Here is a 17928-nt window from a genome sequence, read left to right on the forward strand (position 1 = left end):
GTTCTCACGCCGCTGCGGGCCGCGCCGTCGCCGACCCTTGCGCCGGCGCCGTCGTGGCGGCGTACCGCCACACGAGCACGGCGAAGCACGCGATCGACAGGCCCACCACGATGGAGGCCGCGGCCACCACCGGCTCGATCGACGCCATGCCCCGGAACAGCATCGCCAGCGTCGCCATCTGCACGAAGTGCGCCGGCACGTAGCTCCAGAAGTGAATGCGCGCCAGCTTCGTGTCCGCCGCCTCCGGCCACAGCCGGTAGAAGGTGCCGAACAGCGCCATCGACACCCAGCCGAGGAGGTTCAGGTGCGCATGCACCGGCATCATTCCGTGGTCATGGCTCGCGGCCATGCCGATGCCCAGGGTCACGCCGGCCAGCAGGTACAGCACCGCCAGCCGGAAGAACCAGCTGCTGATGGTCTTCATGGCTCGTCTCCTGGCTACTGCCGCGGGATGGCGTTGGTCCAGATCGCCATCTGTTCCTGCACCGCGGCGCCGCTGACGCCGCGCAGCAACTGCATGCCATCGAGGTGCATCATCGCCCGCGCCTGGTGCTGCGCCCACTCCGGGGACGCGGTGAGCTGCGCCAGCTTCCCGGGCTCGCCGCGGATCATGAAGAAACCGTTGACGCTGCCGGCGGTCGGTTCCAGGAACACGGGCTCGAAGCCCGCGATCGCGCCGGCGGCCTGCTGGCTCGCGAGGTACTTGCCGAAGTCCTGGAAGTGCTGCGCGCTGAGCGATTCGCGGCCGGGCAGCGAGCGGTTCCAGGCGAAAAGGATGAGGTTGGGTGCCATGGCGATCTCCGGTTGGTCGGGACCGCGATTCGGCGCCTTCGCCGCCGCGAGTGGAATGGGTGGAATGTCCCGGGGCCGCGCGATACTCGCCGCCATGTCTTCCGTTCCGTCCATTCCCGCCGAGCGCCTGCCCGAGTTGCTGCGCGCGATGCCCAAGGCCGAGCTCCACATGCACATCGAGGGCTCGCTCGAGCCCGAGCTCATCTTCGCGATGAGCCAGCGCAACGGCGTGGCGATCCCGTACGCGAGCGTCGAGGAGCTGCGCCAGGCCTACGCCTTCACCAACCTGCAAAGCTTCCTGGACATCTACTACGCCGGCGCCAGCGTCCTCATCACGCAGCAGGACTTCCACGACATGGCGTGGGCGTACCTGCAGAAGGCCAAGGCCGACAACGTCGTCCATGCGGAGCTGTTCTTCGATCCGCAGACGCACACGGCGCGCGGCGTGGCGATGCAGGTCGTCATCGAGGGCCTGCATTCGGCCTGCGTGCGCGCGGGCACCGAGCTGGGCGTCGATGCATCGCTGATCCTGTGCTTCCTGCGCCACCTGTCCGAAGAGGACGCGTTCGCGACGCTGGAGCAGGCGCTGCCGTTCCGGGACAAGTTCATCGGCGTCGGCCTCGACTCCAGCGAAGTCGGCCACCCGCCGGAGAAATTCGCGCGCGTGTTCGCGCGCTGCCGGGAACTCGGCCTGCACCTCGTGGCGCATGCGGGCGAAGAGGGGCCGCCCGAGTACGTGTGGACAGCGCTGGACCTGCTGAAGGTCGAGCGCGTGGACCACGGCGTGCAATCCAGCAAGGACCCGCAGCTGATGCAGCGCCTGGCCAGGGACCGCATCCCGCTCACCGTGTGCCCGCTGTCCAACCTGAAGCTGTGCGTGTTCCCGAGCCTGGACCAGCACAACATCCGCGCGCTGCTCGACGCCGGCCTGGTGGTCACCGTGAACTCGGACGACCCGGCCTACTTCGGCGGCTACGTGAACGACAACTTCCTGCAGACGTTCGCGGCCACGGGCCTCACGGCGGCGCAGGCGTACACGCTGGCGGCCAACAGCTTCGAGGCCAGCTTCGCCGACGCGGGCCAGAAGAAGCGCTGGCGCGAGCAGCTCGACGCCGCCTTCGCGCGCTTCGCCTAGATGCGCAGGTCTTCGGGCGCGGGCGGCAGATCGGGTTCGCTGAAGCGGTCGCTTGGCCGCTCACTGGGGCGCTGGCCGCGCTCGCTGGCGCGCTCGGGCCCCGCATCGACTGCGCGCACGCCCGCCGGCTCGCCGCTGTAGGCGTCGAACTCCAGGCGCAGCACGCGCGCCACCGGGCCTTCCGGCAGGTGCGCGGGAATCTCCTCGCGGGTCGGCACGGGCGCGCCGGGCACCAGGCCTTCGGGCGTGCGCAGCAGCGGGATCCACGCGATCACGGACCGCGGCTTGAGGCGAAAGCGCAGGCCGGACGCCGCGCGCACGAGCGTCGACACGGCGATCGCCGGATCCATGTCGGTCCAGGCGTGGTCGCCGCCGGGCGTGACCTGCACCACCTGGCCGTCGAGGACGGCGCGGATGAGGTCAGCGTTGGGGATGTCTTTCGTCACGGCCCGCATGTTGCAGGCCGTTGGGCCATGCGGGGTGCCGTCGTTGCGAACTGCATCCGGACGAGCGCGACCGTTTCTGCACAATGGAGCCCATGGAAGACCAGCAATCCACGTCCACGCCCCCGCCGCTGCCGGACCGCCTGTCCGTCGACCCGCGCAGCCCGCACCACGTGGCCGCCGTGTTCGAGCGCGACGTCGGCATCCGCTTCAACGGCAAGGAGCGCCACGACGTCGAGGAGTACTGCATCAGCGAAGGCTGGATCCGCGTGCCCGCTGGCAAGACCGTCGACCGCCGCGGCCAGCCGCTGCTGATCAAGATCAAGGGCACCGTCGAGCCCTTCTACCGCTAGGCCGGCAGCCAGTTCACCTGCTGGGTGCGGTCGTCGACCAGCACCGTGGCGGCGCGGACGACCGCGGGGTCGCGCGCCGTGAACTTCACCCGCCACTGGCCCGACGCCTCGTCGGGCACCAGCGAGATCGCCACCGCGAGGTCCTCGGGCGCCCAGCCGTGCGCCTGCGCCGACGCGCACGCGATCGAGAGGGCCTGGTCGGGAGCGGTGTGCATGGGCGTTTGCGCATTCTGGCGAGCGCGCAACCCCGGACCACTGGCCCGATCGGGCCGGGCGGCTACTTGACGCGGACGGTCCCGTGGATCACGAGCCCGGGTTCGACAGCCACGGGCTGCTGCACCACGACGGGCTGCTGGACGACCACGGGCTGCTGGACGACCACGGGCTGCTGGATGACGACGGGAGCCGGGGCATGCGCATGGTGGTCGCACTTGCGCTTCTCCTTGTAGTCGCCGTTGCCCTTCCACTTGCGCTCCACCTTGCAGTGGCCGTCCCAGTACACCTCGGTGTGTCCATGCTTGTGGTGCTTGCCATGGCCATGGCCGTGGTCGTCGGCGAGCGCGGTCGACGAGAAGGTGATGGCTGCGGCGCTGAGCGCGATCAGGGCGGCGAGTTTCATGCCGGCAGTGTCGCGGCGAAATGCTGAACCCCAGCTTGCCAGCGCGACCTTGCAGTGACAGGACGTTTCAATGGCTGCTTTTGCGCGACATGCGGTGGTGCCGTCACAGCGCCTTCGCCTGCACGGTGCCGCCCGCGCGCACGAACAAGCCGCCGCCGAGGTGGTGGATCGTCTGCACATCCTCGTTGCCGGCCGCGAAGTTCCAGCGGCCGTTGGCGAAGATGCGCGGATCGGCCGCGGCCGAGACGACCTCGGCGAAGCAGGTGTCGTAGGCGTCTTCGGTGTGCCGCTCGGGGATCAGCCGGCACTCGAGCCACGCCGCGCAGCCGTGTTCGAGCACGGGCATGCCGAGCACCGGTCCCTTCGCCGCGTCGATGCCGTAGCGCGCGAACTTGTCCTCATCGCGACCGCTCGCGCTGCCGACGGCATAGGTGAGGTCGGCCAGCGCCGTCCCCGGAATGCACAGGCCGAACGCGCCGCTGGCCGCGACGAGTTCGCGCGTGAACGTCTTCTTGTCGATCACCACCGCGATGCGCGGCGGCGTGAATTCCACCGGCATCGACCAGGCGGCCGCCATGATGTTGCGGCGGCTGCCGAGCGCGCTCGTCACCAGCACGGTCGGTCCGTGCGTGACGAGACGGCTGGCGTGGTGGAGGGCGACGGGCTGGAAGGGCATGGCGGGCTTGTCGTTCGGCCCGCCATCCTGGTCAGTGCGCGGCCACGCGGCTGCCGAGCAACTCCAGCATCGCGGCGTTGAACTGCGGGATGTCGTCCGGCTTGCGGCTGGACACCCAGTTGGCGTCGCGCACCACCGGCTCGTCGCTCCACTGGCCGCCCGCGTTGCGGATGTCGTCCTGCAGCGTGGGCCAGCTGGTCATGTGGCGGCCCTTCACCAGCCCGGACGAGACGAGCAGCCAGCCGCCGTGGCAGATCACCGCGATCGGCTTGCCGGCCTGCTGCATCGCCTGCACGAACTTCTGCGCGTGCGGGTTGATGCGCAGCGTGTCGCCGTTCATCACGCCGCCGGGCAAAAGCACCGCGTCGTAGTCGTCCGGCTTCGCGCGGTCGAGCGTCGCGTCGACCTTGAACTTGTCGGCGGGCTTGTCGTGGTTGAACCCCTGGATCTCGCCCGGCTTGGCCGAGACGATCTCGGCCGTGGCGCCGGCGTCCTGCAGCGCACGCCGCGGTTCGGTGAGCTCGACCTGCTCGAAGCCGTCGAGGGCAAGGATGGCGACCTTGCAGCCGCCGAGGTCCGTGGAATTCGCCATGGGTGTTCTCCGTTCGTGGATGGACCCAAGGTACGACGCATCCGGGCGCTGCGCTGTCGGCCGCCTCGGCCGCCGCCGGTAGGACCTGCCGGGCGGGCCGTTCGGCCACTGCACAGCCTGCGATGCGCCAAGTGCAGGGCTATATTGGATTGGCGGCTTGCCTCACGGCACCGCGAAAGGACCTCGGCCATGTTCCGCACTCCCTTCGTCCTGGCGGCGGCGCTCGTCGCCTTCCCTGCCATCGCGGGCGCGCCCGCCAGCCTCGAGCAGGCCGTCGCGGCGCAAGGCCTGCAGCGTGTGCGGGCCCCTGTGTTCAACTTCGCCTACGTGCGGCCTGGCGCCTCGCTGGCCGGCTACGACCGCCTCCTGCTGGAGCCGGTGGACGTCGACTTCCGCGCCGACTGGCAGCCGTACCGCGCCGGCAGCCTGCTGCGCGTCGATGCCACCGAGCGCGAGCGTGTGCGCAGCGAAGTCGCCCAATGGGTGCAGCGCGCGTTCGCCGATGAACTGCAGCGCGGGACGCTCCAGCCCACTGACCAGCCCGCTCCCCGGGTCCTGCGTGTCAAGCCGCGCGTCGTGGACCTGTACCTCGGCGACATCGGCACGCGGCTGCCCGGCCGGTCGCGCGTGCTGACCACGTCCAGCGGCGAAGCATCGCTGGTCGTCGAACTCTCCGATGCCTCCACCGGCGAGGTGCTCGCGCGCCTGGGCGATTGGGAGGAACTGCGGTCCGGCGCGCGCCGGGTGCGCATCAGCGATCCGCAGCGCGTGGTGTCGGACGTCGAGTCGGTCGCGGCGAACTGGGGGCGCACGGTGCGCGAGTTCGTCGCCGGCGCGCGTTAGGAGCCTGGGCGGCAGAGGGACGGGTCCCCAGGCTCCTAGCGCAGCCGGCGCTCCAGCAGGCCGAACGCGGCCTGCAGCACCAGCGCGAGCAACGCCGCCGGCACCGCGCCGGCCAGCATCAGGCTGGTGTCGTTCACCGCGAGGCCGGCGACGATGCGCTCACCGAGGCCGCCCGCGCCGATGAACGTGGCGACGGTCGCGGTGCCGACGTTCAGCACGGCAGCGGTCTTGATGCCGGCGAACAGCGTCGGCAGCGCAAGCGGCAGCTCGATCGAGCGCAGCACCTGCCCATCGCGCAGGCCCAGGGCGAGACCCGCTTCGCGCTGCCCCGGCGGCAGCGAAGCCAGGCCCGCGTGCGTGTTGCGCACGATCGGCAGCAGCGCGTAGATCGCCAGCGCCACGAGCGCCGGCACGAAGCCGATGCGCCCGAGCAGCGCGATCAGGAAGGCCAGCAGCGCCAGCGACGGGATCGGCTGCAGCACGCCGACCGCCGCCATCACCGGTCCCTCGAGGGTGGGGCGCCGGTGCGCGACGATCCCGAGCGGCACGCCGATGGCGATCGCGATGGCCAGCGACGCGAACACGAGCACCAGGTGCTCGCCGAGCAGCCGGCCCAGGTCGGGCGCGAGCAGGCGGTCGATGAAGCCGGGGCGCGCGGACGACGGTTCGGCGGCGCCGGAAGGCGCGAGGAACTCGCGCGCGGCCTGCTCGAACGTGCGGCCGTCGATCTCCACCCGCGCGTTCAGCCGCTGCATCGTCGTTTCGTCGATGCGGTTGGTGAGCGCCGCGGCCAACGGGCGCTCGTCGACGGCGGCGCGCATCAGCAAGACCGCGTCGTAGCGCGGGAAGAACCGGCGGTCGTCGCGCAGCACGCGCAACTGCAAGCGGGCGATCTGCGCATCGGTGGTGTACGCATCGACCACGTCCACCTGCCCGTTCGCCAGCGCCTCGTAGGCGAGCCCGTGGTCGACGCCGCGGCCCGCCTGCTGCGGCAAGGCGTAGGCCCGTTGCAGTGCGCGCCAGCCGTCGGCGCGTTCGAGGAATTCGTGCGAGAGGCCCAGGCGCAAGGTGCCGCCGGCCCGCGCGAGGTCGCTGATCGTCGCGATGCCCAGCCGGTGCGCCTGGTCCTCGCGCATCGCCAGCGCGTAGCTGTTGTTGAAGCCCAGGGGAACGGCAGCCTTCAGCCCGCGCGGCGCGAGCCACGCATTGAGCTGCTCCAGCGACGGCGCGGCCTCGTCGCGGTGCAGCAGCTCGCGCACGATGGTGCCGGTGTACTCGGGGTACAGGTCGATGGCCCCGGTGGCCAGCGCCTGTTCCAGCACGGTGGTGTTGCCCAGGCCCGCCTTGTGCACGGCCGGCACGCCGGCGTCCTGCAGCACCTGGCGCGCGACCTCGCCCAGCACGTAGCTCTCGGTGAAGCGCTTGGAGCCGACCGCCACCTGCTGCGCGGCGGCGTGGCCCGCGAACAGCGCGAAGGCCAGGGCGAGGACTGCGCGGGCTCGCCTCATTCGTCCAGGAACCCGCCCTTGTAGAAGCTCCAGGCGGTGCCGTCGTGCAGGTAGAAGTAGCCGTCGGCGCAGCCTTCCTTGCCGGGGAAGGCGTCGCGGTAGGCCTTGGGGATGAGGCGCAGCAGCTGGTCGTCGGAGAGTTCGTCGAACTCCTCGGGCGTGATCGACTGGCCGGCGCGCAGGCGTCTGGTGGGTTCCATGGTCGGGATTGTTAGCATCGGCGGATGCGAATCGTCATCATGGGCCAGAACGACTTCGGCCGCGCGGCCCTGGAGGCCTTCTGCGACAAGGGATTCACCGTGGTGGCGGCCGTCTGCGCCCCCGAGAAGCCCGGCGCCAAGCCCGACCCGCTCAAGGTCGCCGCCACCGGGCGCGACATCCCCGTCCACCAGTTCAGGAGCCTGCGCAGCCCGGAGGCGCACGAGGCTTTCGAGGCGCTCGACCCCGACCTGCTGGTGATGGCCTACGTGCTGCAGTTCGCGCCCGACTCGCTGCTGTCGATCCCGCGCCAGGGCGCGATCCAGTACCACCCCTCGCTGCTGCCGCGCCACCGCGGCCCGTCGGCCATCAGCTGGGCGATCGCCAGCGGCGCCCGCCACACCGGCCTGACGATCTTCCGGCCCACCGAGGGCCTGGACGAAGGCCCGGTGCTGCTGCAGGTGCCGGTGGACATCGGCCCGGACGAGACGCTGGGCGAGCTGTACTTCGACCAGCTGTTCCCCAAGGGCATCGAAGCGCTGCTCACCGTGGCCGGCCAGGTGCAGCGCGGCGAAGCGCGCGCGCAGTCACAGCTCGTCGACGGCGGCAGCTACGAAGGCTGGATGACCGACGAGACCGCCCAGGTGCCCTGGGCGCAGCACGTGGACGTCGCCTACAACGTGATCCGAGCCTGCAACCCGGCGCCGGGCGCGTGGACGATGGTGGGTGGCACGAAGCTGCGCCTGTTCGACTGCCGCAAGCGCCCGCTCGCCACGCACGGCGAGGTCGGCGGCCCCGCCGGCACCGTCGCCCGCGTCACGGACACGTCGATCGTGTTCAACGCGCACGGCGGCTTCATCGAAGTCATGCGCGTGCGCGCCGGGGACGGCAAGAAGATGGGCGCCGGCGACTGGGCCCGCGGCGTGGGGCTCCAGCCGCACGGCGCCTGAGGCGCCCCCGGGCCTCAGCCGAGGCGAACGGGCACGAAGATCTTGTCCTCGCCGCGCTGGATCAGCAGCGCGACCGACTTGTCGGACTTCGCGACCACGCCGCGCACCTGCTCGATCGACTTCGCGGGCGTGCCGTTGACGGCCAGCACCACGTCGCCCGGCTGCACGCCAGCGCGGGCGGCGGCGCCGGTGACGTCTTCCACCAGCAGGCCGGCGGCGCCGACCTGCTGCTGCTCGTCACGGTCGAGAGGTCGCAGCGCCAGTCCCAGCCGGCCTTGCGAGGCGGCACCGCCGCTGTCGTCGGCCTTCGCCACCTTCTCGTTGCTGGTGGCCAGCGTCGCGGCGAGGTCCACCGCCTTGCCCTGGCGCACGACCTTCAGGTCGACCTTGTCGCCCGGCTTCGCGGCGCCGATCAGCGCCGGCAGGTCCCCGGACGCGACGACCGGCTGGCCGTTCACCGCCCGGATCACGTCGCCCGACTTCAGGCCGGCCTTGTCCGCCGGGCTGCCCTTCTGCACGTTGGCGACCAGCGCGCCTTCCGGCTTGTCCAGGTGGAAGGCATCCGCCATCGCCTGGTTCACTTCCTGCACCGAGACGCCCAGCCGCGCGTGCTGCACCTTGCCGGTGGCGACGATCTGCTGCTGCACGCGCTGCGCGACGTCGATCGGGATCGCGAACGACACGCCCTGGTAGCCGCCCGACTGGCTGTAGATCTGCGAGTTGATGCCGATCACCTCGCCGCGGGCGTTGAACAGCGGGCCACCCGAGTTGCCGGGGTTCACCGCGACGTCGGTCTGGATGAAGGGCACGCCGCCTTCCTGCGGCAGGCTGCGGCCCTTGGCGCTGACCACGCCGGCCGTCACCGTGTTCTCGAAGCCGAACGGCGAGCCGATGGCCGCGACCCACTCGCCGGCGCGCAGCGCCTTGACGTCGCCCAGTTGCACGACGGGCAGGTTCTTCGCCTCGATCTTCAGCACCGCGACGTCGGTCTGCGCGTCGCTGCCCAGCACCTTGGCGCGGTACTCGCGCCGGTCGGTGAGCTTGACGGTCACTTCGCTCGCGCCCTTGACCACGTGCGCATTGGTGAGGATCACGCCGTCCGGGCTGACGATGAAGCCGCTGCCCAGGCCGCGGATCGGCACTTCACGCGGACGCATGGCGCCGGGGCCTTGCTGGAAGCGGCGGAACAGCTCCAGCGGGTCGCCGATGCCCTCGTCGTCGTCGTCATCCACCGCCGAGGTCTTGCGCACGCCGTTGACGCTGATGTTGACGACCGCGGGGCCGTAGCGCTCGGTGATGCGGGCGAAGTCCGGCACCGTGCTGGCGGCCACCGGCGCGACCGCGGCCGGCGCCGGCGCGTTCTGCGCGTGGGCGCGGTGCTGCAGCAGTTCGTTGCCGACGGCGCCGCCGAAACCGGCGGCGGCGATGGCCAGCACCAGCGGTGCGGCCTTGGACGGGAAGTTGGTGCTCATGGGGTCCTCCATTGCGATGGAGGCACTTTGCGCTGCGGGCCTTAGGTGGTGCTTAAGGCGCTTTCCGTCATTCCCGCGAAGGCGGGAATCCATCGCTTCCCTCCTCATTGCGGTTCCCGACGGAAGCGGTGGGTCCCCGCCGCCGCGGGGACGACGAAGGGTGCAGCGAGAACCGCACCTCCACCCGCAATCCCCTCAGCCGCTCCGACTGCCCCAGCGCCACCGTTCCCCCATGCCGCTGCGCGATCGTCCGCACGATCGCCAACCCCAGGCCACTGCCGGGCGCGGTCGTGTCGTCGCCCCGATGGAACCGGTCGAACACGCGCCCGCGCTCCTCCACCGGGATGCCCGGCCCGCTGTCTTCCACCACGACACGCACGCTGCCCGCGTCCTGGTGCAGCGACAAGTCCACGCGGCCACCTTCCGGCGTGTACTTCACCGCGTTCTCCAGCAGGTTGCGCAGCAGGATGTGCAAGGCGTCGCGCTCGCCGCGCACGCGCACATCCTGGTCGGTGACGAGGCCCAGGTCGATGCGGCGCGACGTGGCCTGCGGCAACAACTCGGTGACCACGTCGCGCGCGAGTTGCTGCAACGGGAGGTCTGTCGTCGCATCGGCGCCAGTGCCTTCGACCCGTGCGAGCACCAGCATCTGGCTCACCAGCCGGATGCCGCGCTCGATGCCGCCTTCCAGGCGCTGCAGCGCCGCTTCGCGCTGCGCGTCATCGCCGGCACGCCGCAGCGCCTGGGCCTGCAGCTTCAACGCGGCGAGCGGTGACCGCAGTTCATGCGCCGCATCGGCGACGAAGTGCCGCTGCGCGTCGAACGCGAGCCGCACGCGTCCGAACAGCAGGTTCAACTCATGCACCAGCGGCTGCACCTCCTGCGGCAGGCCGGCCTCGGACAGCGCCGACAGGTCGTCCGCGGGACGCGTGGCGACCTGGCGCCGCATGCGTTCGACCGGCGCCAGCGCGCTCGTGATCAGCCACCAGACCGCCGCCATCAGCAGCGGCGTGAGCAGGGCGATCGGCAGGATCGCGCGCCAGGCGAGGGCGCGCGCACGTGCCTCGCGCACGTCGCGATTCTGCGCAACCTGCACCGTGTGTTCGGGCGTCTGCACTGCGTACACGCGCCAATGCGTGCCCGAGATCGTGACGTCGGAAAAACCGAGCAGTGCCTGCGACGGCATGGCTGGCCCGGTGGAGCGGAACACCTCGATGCCGTCGGGCGTCCAGATCTGCACCTGCAGGTCCAGCGAGCGCGGCGGCGCGCCTTCGTGGATCGATCGCGCGATCTCGCGCAAGTGCTCGTCGAACAGCGCATCGGCCTGCGCCAGCGCGCTGCGGTAGGCGGTCCCGGCCTGCAGCACCGACACCAGCGCGATGGCGGCCAGCACGAACCACAGCAGCTGGCGCCGCAGCGACGTTGCCGCTTTCATTCGCGCGGCACCACGTAGCCCAGCCCGCGCACGGTCTGGATCAGGTCGGCGCCGAGCTTCTTGCGCAGCCCGTGGATGTAGACCTCGACCGCGTTGCTGCTGACCTCGTCCTTCCAGCCGTACAGCTTCTCTTCCAGCTGCGCGCGCGAGAACACGACGCCGGGCCGCGCGATCAGTGGCTCCAGCACCGCCCACTCGCGCGCCGACAGCTTCACGGGGTCACCGTTCACGGTGGCAACGTGGGTGGCGGGATCGAGCGTGACGCCCTTGTGGCTGAACACCGGCTCGCCGTGGCCGGCGCTGCGGCGCAAGAGGGCGCGGATGCGGGCAAGCAGCTCGTGCGTGTCGTAGGGCTTGACGACGTAGTCGTCGGCGCCGGCGTCGAGGCCGGCGATGCGATCGCCGACGGCGTCGCGCGCGGTGGCCACCAGCACGGGCACGGTGAGCTTGCGCGCGCGCAGGTCGCGCAGCACCTGCAGCCCGTCGCGCCTGGGCAGGCCCAGGTCGAGCAGCACGAGGTCGTAGCTGGCCGTCGCGAGCGCCGTCTCGGCCATGGCGCCGTCGCGCACCCAGTCCACGGCGTAGTGCTCGGCGCGCAGCGCGTCGAGCACCGCTTCACCGATCATGGCGTCGTCTTCGACCAGCAGCAGGCGCATGGGAGCCCGATTTTGCTGGCGGCGGCTGAAGCCCGGCTTAAGGCCAGCGAACTCAGCGGCTCGCCGCCGTGGCAGCCCGCTTGCGCGGCGGCTCCAGCGCCCGCGCGACCTGCTGCGCGCCTTCCTGCAGCAGGAACTCCCGGAACGCTGCCGCCACCGGCGCCAGCCGCTTGCCGCGCCGGTGCACGACGTACCAGTGCAGCGGCAGCGGGAGGCCGCGCACGTCCAGCACCACGATCTCGCCCGAGCGCAGTTCGCGGCTGACCGTGTGCGCGGACAGGAAGCCCAGGCCCATGCCGGCCATCACGGCCTGCTTGATGGTCTCGGTGCTCTTGATCTCCATCGAGACGTGCACCTGCTCCAGCCGCTCGCCGAACGCGTCCTGCATCGAGTTCCAGGTGTCGGAGCCGCGCTCCCGCACGATGAAGGGCTCGCCGAGCACGCGGTCCATCGGGATGCGGCGCTTGCCGGCCAGCGGGTGGCGCGGGCTGGCGATGACGACGTAGGGGTGCGGCGCGAACGGCTCGGCCACCATGTCGCCGCTCTCCGGCGGACGTGCCATCACCGCGAGGTCGGTCGCGTTGTGCTCGAGGCGGTCGAGCAGTTCCTCGCGGTTGCAGACGTGGAAGTCCAGCCGGATGCCGGCATGCCGCGCCGCGAACTCGACCAGCAGGCGCGGGAAGAAGTAGTCGCCCGCGCTGATCACGCTGACACGCAGCGGGCCGCCGCGCACGCCGCGGAAGGCGGCCAGTGCCTCTTCGGCTTCCTGCACGCTGCCCAGGATGGCGCGCGTGGACAGCACGAGTTGTTCGCCGGCCGCGGTGAGATGCACCTTCTTGCCGAGCTGTTCGAAGAGCGGGGCGCCGGCGTGGCCTTCGAGCGCGCGCACCTGCGCGGACACCGCCGGCTGGGTGAGGTGCAGCTCCTCGGCCGCGCGCGAGAAGCTCAGGTGGCGGGCGACCGCCTCGAACACCTTCAGTTGCCGCAAGGTCGCGTTGCGCATCCGCAAACCATAACAGATCGCTTGTCGGAGCGATCAGATCATTTCATTGTTCTTTATGGCCGCCGGCGCCTAGATTCCGGTCGAACACCTGCAAGGAGACCGTGATGGCTGCAGTCCTGGCCCAGCACCCCGACACCGATGCCGACCGCACGCGGCAGGCCTACAACAGCGCTTTCGAGGAACTGGGCCTGCCCTGGACCTGGGACCGCGCGACCTGCGCGACGCTACCCGCCGGCCCCGACGGCGTGCGCACCTACCTCGAGCGCGAACACCCGCACCTGCTGCGGGCATACGAACCCGAGTTCCTGGTCAACGCGATCGAAGCCGCCCGCCAGCGCTGCGAGTCGCAGTTGCGGCGGCACTGAGCGACGCGGCCGCCTGCCGGCGGCCTGGAGGCGGACTCCCTAACGCAGAGGACGCAGAAGTTCCATACAGAAGTCGCAGAAGAGAGACCATTTGATTGGTTTCCTTCTGCGACCTCTGCGCTTGCTCTGCGACTTCTGCGTTAGGGAGTCCGCTTTCGACAGGTCGCCGCGAGGCGGCCGCACGAGCCGCTAAGCGAGTTCCTTCGCGATCATCGCGATTCCCAGCAACCCGAACAGCGCGAACAGCATTCGCCGGAACACGGCGGGTTCGATGCGGGCGCGCAGCAGGTTGCCGACGCCGACCCCCGCGAAGGCGGCGACCAGGGCGATCCAGCCGGCGGCGGTGCTCCAGGTGCCGCTGGCAGCGTGCCAGCCGAGGGACACGGCGAGCGCGATCGTGCAGACCGTGAACGACAGGCCCAGCGCCTGGATCATCTCCTCGCGCTCGAAGCCGAGCGCCTGCAGGAAGATCGTCATCGGGAAGATGTTGATGCCCGTGGCCGCGGTCATCATCCCCGTGGTCAGGCCGACGACCGACGTCACGGCGACCGTGCGAGGGCCGCCATGCAGGTGCAGCTTGAACGTCGGACGGGCGAGGCCATAGGCGCTGTACGCGATCAGCACGACGCCCAGCAGGATCCGCACGACCGAGCCGCCATCGGTCAGCGACGGGAACGGCGTGAACCAGCAGCCGATGAACACGCCGATCCACAAGGGGCCGAGCAGCAGCGCGAGGCGGCGGAAGTGCGGCCCCAGGCACTGGAGCACGTTGGTCACGAGCGCCGGCGCGATCATCAGGCTGGCCGCGGTCACCGGCGGCATCGCCAGGCTCAGCAGCCCCATGCCCACCAGCGGCAACCCCATGCCCGTGATGCCCTTGACCGTGCCGGCGACGAAGAACGAGGCGGCCACGATCGCGAGGAGGGTGGGGGTCATGCGGGACCTCGCCTGTCATTCCCGCAAAGGCGGGAATCCACCGCTTCCGCCTTCATGGCAGGGCGCGTGGAAAGCGATGGGTCCCCGCCTCCGCGGGGACGACGGAGCGAAGTCAGATCTTGCCCTTCGCCTTCAACCGGCTGAGCGTCTCCGCGCTCAGGTTGAGGTAGCTCGCGAGTTCCTTCTTGGGGATGCGGTCGAACAGGTCGGCGTGCTTGCGCATGAAGCGCTGCACGCGGCCGGGCGCGTCCAGCAGGTGCAGCGTGATGGTGTGCGCCATGATGTCGCTCATGTGGTGCATCACCGAGTACTCGAAGGCCTGCTTCAGCGCCGGGTGGCGCTCGATGAAGGCCACCCAGTCGCGCAGCGGCAGCTTGGCCACGCGCGTGCGCGTCACGCCCACCACGCTGTACGGGGCGGGCGTGCCCAGCCGCCACGCGGCGTAGCTGGTCTCCATCTCGCCCTCGGCCGCGAAGCGCAGGATCATCTGCTTGCCCGCGGGGTTGCTGACCACGCGCTTGAGGATGCCGTCGAGGATGAAGTACTGCTCCATCTCGTGCACGCCCTGGTGCAGCAGCCAGTGGCCCTTGGGCGCGTCCACCACCTGCAGTTGCGGCTCCAGTTCCACCATCTGCTGCGCGGTCATGCCCTTGAGGAGCACGTTCTGCGCGAGCTGCACACGGATGACGTTGCGCTCGGGATGCTCTTCGATCAGATGCAGGGGGACGTTCATGCGTGGAGCGGGACGGTTGACCGCAGTCAAGTTTCAGAAAAACCCCGATGGGGTCATCCCGGAAACTTGATCGCGGTCAATCGTGGGCGACTGGGGCGATTTCTATGATAGCCCGCAGCTTCCCTTCCCCCTTTTCTCCCCCGAGGACCCCCATGACGGACACCCAGTCCACCGACACCATCGACGCCTTCGAGCTCGTGATCGAGGCCATGAAGATCAACGGCCTGGACACGATCTACACGCTCCCGGGCATCCCGATCACCGACCTCACGCGCAAGGCGCAGGCCGCGGGCATCAAGGTCTACTCGTTCCGGCACGAGCAGCACGCCGGCAATGCCGCCGCCGCGCACGGCTTCATCACCGGCAAGCCCGGCGTGTGCCTGACGGTGTCGGCCCCCGGCTTCCTGAACGGCCTGACGTCGCTCGCGAACGCGACGACCAACTGCTTTCCGATGATCCTGATCTCCGGCTCCAGCGAGCGCGAGATCGTCGACCTGCAGCAGGGCGACTACGAGGAGATGGACCAGCTCGCCATCGCCAAGCCGCTGTGCAAGGGCGCCTACCGCGTGCTGCACGCCGAGGACATCGGCGTCGGTTTCGCGCGCGCCATCCGCACCGCGGTGTCCGGCCGCCCCGGTGGCGTCTACCTGGACCTGCCGGCCAAGCTGTTCACGCAGTCGCTTCCCGCCGACTCGGGCAAGAAGTCGCTGATCAAGGTCGTCGACGCCGCGCCGAAGCAGATCCCGGCGCCGGAAGCGGTGCAGCGCGCCGTCGAGCTGCTCAAGAACGCGAAGAAGCCGCTGGTCATCCTGGGCAAGGGCGCGGCGTACGCGCGCGCCGACCAGGAGATCAAGGCCTTCATCGAGAAGAGCGGCATCCCCTACCTGCCGATGTCGATGGCCAAGGGCCTGCTGCCCGACACGCACGCGCAGTCGGCGTCCGCCGCGCGCTCGTACGTGCTGGCCGAAGCCGACGTCGTGATGCTGGTGGGCGCGCGCCTGAACTGGCTGCTGTCGCACGGCAAGGGCAAGACCTGGGGGGCGGGCTCCTCCAAGGAGACCGGCAAGCAGCAGTTCATCCAGGTCGACATCTCGCCGATCGAGGCCGACAGCAACCTGGCCGTCGCCGCGCCGGTCGTCGGTGACATCGGTTCGTGCATCACCGCGCTGAACAACGCCATGGGCTCGGGCTGGGGCAAGCCGCCCGCGGACTGGACCGGCGCCATCGCGGAGCGCAAGGACAAGAACCTGACCAAGATGGCGGAGACGCTGGCGAAGAACCCGTCGCCGATGAACTTCCACAGCGCGCTGTCCGTGATCCGCAACACGATCAAGGACAACCCCAAGGCCTACCTCGTGAACGAAGGCGCCAACGCGCTGGACTTCACGCGCTCCATCGTCGACATGTACGAGCCGCGCCGCCGCCTGGACGTGGGCACGTGGGGCATCATGGGCATCGGCATGGGCTTCGCCGTGGCGGCCGCCGTCACCGGCGAGCAGGTCATCGCCGTCGAAGGCGACAGTGCGTTCGGCTTCAGCGGCATGGAGGTGGAAACCATCTGCCGCTACAACCTGCCGGTGTGCGTCGTCGTGATGAACAACAACGGCATCTACAAGGGCACCGACGTCAACCCGCTGGGCGATGCAATGGCCCCCACGCAGTTCGTGAAGAACGCGCGCTACGATCTGATGATGGAAGCGTTCGGCGGCGTCGGCGTGACGGCGAAGACGCCGGAAGAGCTGAAGAAGGCGCTCGACGAAGCCGTGGCATCGCGCAAGCCGACGTTGATCAACGCGATGATCGACGAGAACGCCGGCACCGAGAGCGGCCGCATCACCAGCCTGAACCCGACCCTGGCCAAGAAGAAGGCGGCCTGAGGGCCGACCGCAGTTTTTTCAACTTCGAGAGAGCACAAAGCAAATGAGCAAGGCACTTGATGGCGTCAAGATCCTCGACTTCACGCACGTCCAGTCCGGCCCGACCTGCACCCAGCTGCTGGCCTGGTTCGGCGCCGACGTGATCAAGGTCGAGAAGGCGGGCGAGGGCGACGCCACGCGCGGGCAGCTGCGCGACATCGACGGCGTGGACAGCCTCTACTTCACGATGCTGAACCACAACAAGCGGTCGATCACGATCAACACTAAGGATCCGAAAGGCAAGGAGATCCTGACGCGCCTGATCAAGGAATGCGACGTGCTGGTGGAGAACTTCGCCCCCGGCGCGCTCGACCGCATGGGCTTCTCCTGGGAGAACATCCAGAAGATCAACCCGCGCATGATCATGGCGTCGGTCAAGGGCTTCGGCCCCGGCCCGTACGAAGACTGCAAGGTGTACGAGAACGTGGCCCAGTGCGCCGGCGGCGCCGCGTCCACCACCGGCTTCGACGACGGCCCGCCGCTGGTCACCGGCGCGCAGATCGGCGACTCGGGCACCGGCCTGCACCTGGCGCTGGGCATCGTCACCGCGCTGTTCCAGCGCGAGAAGACCGGCCGCGGCCAGAAGGTGCTGGCGGCCATGCAGGACGCCGTGCTGAACCTGTGCCGCGTCAAGCTGCGCGACCAGCAGCGCCTGGACCGCACCAAGGTGTTGCAGGAGTACCCGCAGTACCCCGACAAGGAATTCCAGGAAGCCGTGCCGCGCGCGGGCAACGCCTCGGGCGGCGGCCAGCCGGGCTGGATCCTGAAGTGCAAGGGCTGGCAGCACGACCCCAACGCCTACATCTACTTCATCACCCAGGCGCCGGTCTGGGAATCGATCTGCAAGGTGATCGGCGAGGAGACCTGGATCACCGACCCGAGCTACTCCACGCCCAAGGCCCGCCTGCCGCACCTGAAGACCATCTTCTCGCGCATCGAGGAGTGGACCAAGACGAAGACGAAGTTCGAGGCGATGGAGATCCTGAACAAGTACGACATCCCCTGCGGCCCGATCCTGTCGATGAAGGAAATCGCCGAGGAGCCGTCGCTGCGCGCCACCGGCACGGTGGTGGAAGTCGACCATCCGAAGCGCGGCAAGTACCTGACCGTCGGCAACCCGATCAAGCTGTCCGACAGCGTCACCGAGGTCACCCGCTCGCCGCTGCTGGGCGAACACACCGAGGAAGTGCTGGCGCAGCTGGGTTACAGCTCGTCCGACATCGCCGCGCTGCGCGAATCCAAAGTCATCTAACAGCCCGGAACGCAGAAATCGCAGAACAAGCGCAGAAATCGCAGAAGAGAT

22 protein-coding genes are annotated in these 17928 nt (G+C 69.7%); 7 read left to right on the forward strand and 15 right to left on the reverse strand.

Translation table 11 applies throughout. The features are described from left to right. Nucleotides 1-4 precede the first annotated feature (4 nt). Nucleotides 5-424 (reverse strand): hypothetical protein, encoded by a 420-nt coding sequence (locus tag I8E28_RS04715; protein ID WP_200786781.1) that lies wholly within the window; start codon nucleotides 422-424, stop codon nucleotides 5-7. A gap of 14 nt (nucleotides 425-438) precedes the next feature. Beyond that, nucleotides 439-792: a hypothetical protein gene (locus I8E28_RS04720; protein ID WP_200786784.1), complete on the reverse strand. Its 354-nt coding sequence runs from the start codon at nucleotides 790-792 to the stop codon at nucleotides 439-441. Between the two features lie 94 nt (nucleotides 793-886). Between I8E28_RS04720 and I8E28_RS04725 the strand changes: the two genes are divergently transcribed. Next, nucleotides 887-1927 carry an adenosine deaminase gene (locus I8E28_RS04725; RefSeq protein WP_200786787.1) on the forward strand — a complete coding sequence of 347 codons (1041 nt, stop codon included), beginning with the start codon at nucleotides 887-889 and terminating at the stop codon, nucleotides 1925-1927. Here the strand turns inward: I8E28_RS04725 and I8E28_RS04730 are convergent. Beyond that, nucleotides 1924-2373, reverse strand: a complete 450-nt coding sequence (locus I8E28_RS04730; RefSeq protein ID WP_200786790.1) for a hypothetical protein — start codon at nucleotides 2371-2373, stop codon at nucleotides 1924-1926. The two genes, I8E28_RS04725 and I8E28_RS04730, sit on opposite strands and share 4 nt — an antisense overlap. A gap of 92 nt (nucleotides 2374-2465) precedes the next feature. Here I8E28_RS04730 and I8E28_RS04735 point away from each other — a divergent pair, with 92 nt between their 5' ends. Then, entirely contained in the window at nucleotides 2466-2723 is a 258-nt protein-coding gene (locus I8E28_RS04735; RefSeq protein ID WP_200786793.1) for a DUF3297 family protein, read from the forward strand. On the opposite strand, the gene I8E28_RS04740 is transcribed toward I8E28_RS04735, so the two are convergent. The 4 genes from I8E28_RS04740 to I8E28_RS04755 all read right to left on the reverse strand — a co-directional run bounded on the left by I8E28_RS04740 (nucleotide 2720) and on the right by I8E28_RS04755 (nucleotide 4610). Then, nucleotides 2720-2938: a hypothetical protein gene (locus tag I8E28_RS04740; protein WP_200786796.1), complete on the reverse strand. Its 219-nt coding sequence runs from the start codon at nucleotides 2936-2938 to the stop codon at nucleotides 2720-2722. The genes I8E28_RS04735 and I8E28_RS04740 overlap by 4 nt on opposite strands. 62 nt (nucleotides 2939-3000) lie before the next feature. Then, nucleotides 3001-3342, reverse strand: a complete 342-nt coding sequence (locus I8E28_RS04745) for a hypothetical protein (protein WP_200786799.1) — start codon at nucleotides 3340-3342, stop codon at nucleotides 3001-3003. 103 nt (nucleotides 3343-3445) lie between these two features. Beyond that, a complete protein-coding gene (locus tag I8E28_RS04750; RefSeq protein WP_200786802.1) occupies nucleotides 3446-4018 on the reverse strand; it encodes a flavin reductase family protein in 573 nt (190 codons plus the stop codon). Nucleotides 4019-4049: 31 nt separating this feature from the next. After that, a complete protein-coding gene (locus tag I8E28_RS04755) occupies nucleotides 4050-4610 on the reverse strand; it encodes a type 1 glutamine amidotransferase domain-containing protein (RefSeq protein ID WP_200786805.1) in 561 nt (186 codons plus the stop codon). Between the two features lie 189 nt (nucleotides 4611-4799). On the opposite strand from I8E28_RS04755, the gene I8E28_RS04760 reads away from it, so the two are divergent. Then, nucleotides 4800-5453: a DUF3313 family protein gene (locus I8E28_RS04760; protein ID WP_200786807.1), complete on the forward strand. Its 654-nt coding sequence runs from the start codon at nucleotides 4800-4802 to the stop codon at nucleotides 5451-5453. Between the two features lie 35 nt (nucleotides 5454-5488). On the opposite strand, the gene I8E28_RS04765 is transcribed toward I8E28_RS04760, so the two are convergent. Next, entirely contained in the window at nucleotides 5489-6961 is a 1473-nt protein-coding gene (locus I8E28_RS04765) for an ABC transporter permease/substrate-binding protein (RefSeq protein WP_200786810.1), read from the reverse strand. Next, nucleotides 6958-7161: a hypothetical protein gene (locus I8E28_RS04770; protein WP_200786813.1), complete on the reverse strand. Its 204-nt coding sequence runs from the start codon at nucleotides 7159-7161 to the stop codon at nucleotides 6958-6960. Before I8E28_RS04770 ends, I8E28_RS04765 begins: the two co-directional genes overlap by 4 nt. A gap of 24 nt (nucleotides 7162-7185) precedes the next feature. Between I8E28_RS04770 and I8E28_RS04775 the strand changes: the two genes are divergently transcribed. Further along, a complete protein-coding gene (locus tag I8E28_RS04775; RefSeq protein WP_200786816.1) occupies nucleotides 7186-8109 on the forward strand; it encodes a methionyl-tRNA formyltransferase in 924 nt (307 codons plus the stop codon). Nucleotides 8110-8123: 14 nt separating this feature from the next. On the opposite strand, the gene I8E28_RS04780 is transcribed toward I8E28_RS04775, so the two are convergent. From I8E28_RS04780 to I8E28_RS04795, 4 genes are all read right to left on the reverse strand, one after another. Continuing rightward, on the reverse strand, nucleotides 8124-9581 hold the full coding sequence (locus I8E28_RS04780) for a DegQ family serine endoprotease (RefSeq protein ID WP_200786818.1): 1458 nt from the start codon (nucleotides 9579-9581) through the stop codon (nucleotides 8124-8126). 67 nt (nucleotides 9582-9648) lie between these two features. Continuing rightward, nucleotides 9649-11016 (reverse strand): ATP-binding protein, encoded by a 1368-nt coding sequence (locus tag I8E28_RS04785; RefSeq protein ID WP_200786820.1) that lies wholly within the window; start codon nucleotides 11014-11016, stop codon nucleotides 9649-9651. Next, the gene (locus tag I8E28_RS04790; protein ID WP_200786822.1) at nucleotides 11013-11672 is read right to left on the reverse strand and encodes a response regulator; all 660 of its coding nucleotides are present in this window, start codon (nucleotides 11670-11672) and stop codon (nucleotides 11013-11015) included. Before I8E28_RS04790 ends, I8E28_RS04785 begins: the two co-directional genes overlap by 4 nt. Nucleotides 11673-11724: 52 nt before the next feature. Further along, nucleotides 11725-12675 (reverse strand): LysR family transcriptional regulator, encoded by a 951-nt coding sequence (locus I8E28_RS04795; RefSeq protein WP_200786824.1) that lies wholly within the window; start codon nucleotides 12673-12675, stop codon nucleotides 11725-11727. Nucleotides 12676-12779: 104 nt separating this feature from the next. Here I8E28_RS04795 and I8E28_RS04800 point away from each other — a divergent pair, with 104 nt between their 5' ends. Further along, nucleotides 12780-13040 (forward strand): HAD family hydrolase, encoded by a 261-nt coding sequence (locus I8E28_RS04800; RefSeq protein ID WP_200786826.1) that lies wholly within the window; start codon nucleotides 12780-12782, stop codon nucleotides 13038-13040. 189 nt (nucleotides 13041-13229) lie between these two features. Here I8E28_RS04800 and I8E28_RS04805 read toward each other — a convergent pair whose 3' ends face one another. Then, nucleotides 13230-13976: a sulfite exporter TauE/SafE family protein gene (locus tag I8E28_RS04805; RefSeq protein WP_200786828.1), complete on the reverse strand. Its 747-nt coding sequence runs from the start codon at nucleotides 13974-13976 to the stop codon at nucleotides 13230-13232. Nucleotides 13977-14088: 112 nt separating this feature from the next. After that, nucleotides 14089-14697 (reverse strand): Crp/Fnr family transcriptional regulator, encoded by a 609-nt coding sequence (locus I8E28_RS04810; protein WP_200790292.1) that lies wholly within the window; start codon nucleotides 14695-14697, stop codon nucleotides 14089-14091. A 164-nt stretch (nucleotides 14698-14861) separates the two neighbouring features. On the opposite strand from I8E28_RS04810, the gene oxc reads away from it, so the two are divergent. Continuing rightward, the gene (oxc, locus tag I8E28_RS04815; RefSeq protein ID WP_200786830.1) at nucleotides 14862-16586 is read left to right on the forward strand and encodes an oxalyl-CoA decarboxylase; all 1725 of its coding nucleotides are present in this window, start codon (nucleotides 14862-14864) and stop codon (nucleotides 16584-16586) included. A gap of 43 nt (nucleotides 16587-16629) precedes the next feature. Continuing rightward, nucleotides 16630-17877 carry a formyl-CoA transferase gene (gene frc, locus I8E28_RS04820; RefSeq protein ID WP_200786832.1) on the forward strand — a complete coding sequence of 416 codons (1248 nt, stop codon included), beginning with the start codon at nucleotides 16630-16632 and terminating at the stop codon, nucleotides 17875-17877. Nucleotides 17878-17928: the final 51 nt, after the last annotated feature.

The organism is Ramlibacter algicola (assembly GCF_016641735.1).
Classification (GTDB): Bacteria; Pseudomonadota; Gammaproteobacteria; order Burkholderiales; family Burkholderiaceae_C; genus Ramlibacter; species Ramlibacter algicola.

Coding starts and splice junctions, on each gene's coding strand:
- I8E28_RS04765 (WP_200786810.1), bottom strand. CDS start 6,961: ATGAGGCGAGCCCGCGCAGTCCTCGCCCTGGCCTTCGCGCTGTTCGCG.
- oxc (WP_200786830.1), top strand. CDS start 14,862: ATGACGGACACCCAGTCCACCGACACCATCGACGCCTTCGAGCTCGTG.
- I8E28_RS04795 (WP_200786824.1), bottom strand. CDS start 12,675: ATGCGCAACGCGACCTTGCGGCAACTGAAGGTGTTCGAGGCGGTCGCC.
- I8E28_RS04800 (WP_200786826.1), top strand. CDS start 12,780: ATGGCTGCAGTCCTGGCCCAGCACCCCGACACCGATGCCGACCGCACG.
- I8E28_RS04785 (WP_200786820.1), bottom strand. CDS start 11,016: ATGAAAGCGGCAACGTCGCTGCGGCGCCAGCTGCTGTGGTTCGTGCTG.
- I8E28_RS04770 (WP_200786813.1), bottom strand. CDS start 7,161: ATGGAACCCACCAGACGCCTGCGCGCCGGCCAGTCGATCACGCCCGAG.
- I8E28_RS04755 (WP_200786805.1), bottom strand. CDS start 4,610: ATGGCGAATTCCACGGACCTCGGCGGCTGCAAGGTCGCCATCCTTGCC.
- frc (WP_200786832.1), top strand. CDS start 16,630: ATGAGCAAGGCACTTGATGGCGTCAAGATCCTCGACTTCACGCACGTC.
- I8E28_RS04720 (WP_200786784.1), bottom strand. CDS start 792: ATGGCACCCAACCTCATCCTTTTCGCCTGGAACCGCTCGCTGCCCGGC.
- I8E28_RS04780 (WP_200786818.1), bottom strand. CDS start 9,581: ATGAGCACCAACTTCCCGTCCAAGGCCGCACCGCTGGTGCTGGCCATC.
- I8E28_RS04735 (WP_200786793.1), top strand. CDS start 2,466: ATGGAAGACCAGCAATCCACGTCCACGCCCCCGCCGCTGCCGGACCGC.
- I8E28_RS04745 (WP_200786799.1), bottom strand. CDS start 3,342: ATGAAACTCGCCGCCCTGATCGCGCTCAGCGCCGCAGCCATCACCTTC.
- I8E28_RS04790 (WP_200786822.1), bottom strand. CDS start 11,672: ATGCGCCTGCTGCTGGTCGAAGACGACGCCATGATCGGTGAAGCGGTG.
- I8E28_RS04775 (WP_200786816.1), top strand. CDS start 7,186: ATGCGAATCGTCATCATGGGCCAGAACGACTTCGGCCGCGCGGCCCTG.
- I8E28_RS04715 (WP_200786781.1), bottom strand. CDS start 424: ATGAAGACCATCAGCAGCTGGTTCTTCCGGCTGGCGGTGCTGTACCTG.
- I8E28_RS04760 (WP_200786807.1), top strand. CDS start 4,800: ATGTTCCGCACTCCCTTCGTCCTGGCGGCGGCGCTCGTCGCCTTCCCT.
- I8E28_RS04740 (WP_200786796.1), bottom strand. CDS start 2,938: ATGCACACCGCTCCCGACCAGGCCCTCTCGATCGCGTGCGCGTCGGCG.
- I8E28_RS04750 (WP_200786802.1), bottom strand. CDS start 4,018: ATGCCCTTCCAGCCCGTCGCCCTCCACCACGCCAGCCGTCTCGTCACG.
- I8E28_RS04725 (WP_200786787.1), top strand. CDS start 887: ATGTCTTCCGTTCCGTCCATTCCCGCCGAGCGCCTGCCCGAGTTGCTG.
- I8E28_RS04805 (WP_200786828.1), bottom strand. CDS start 13,976: ATGACCCCCACCCTCCTCGCGATCGTGGCCGCCTCGTTCTTCGTCGCC.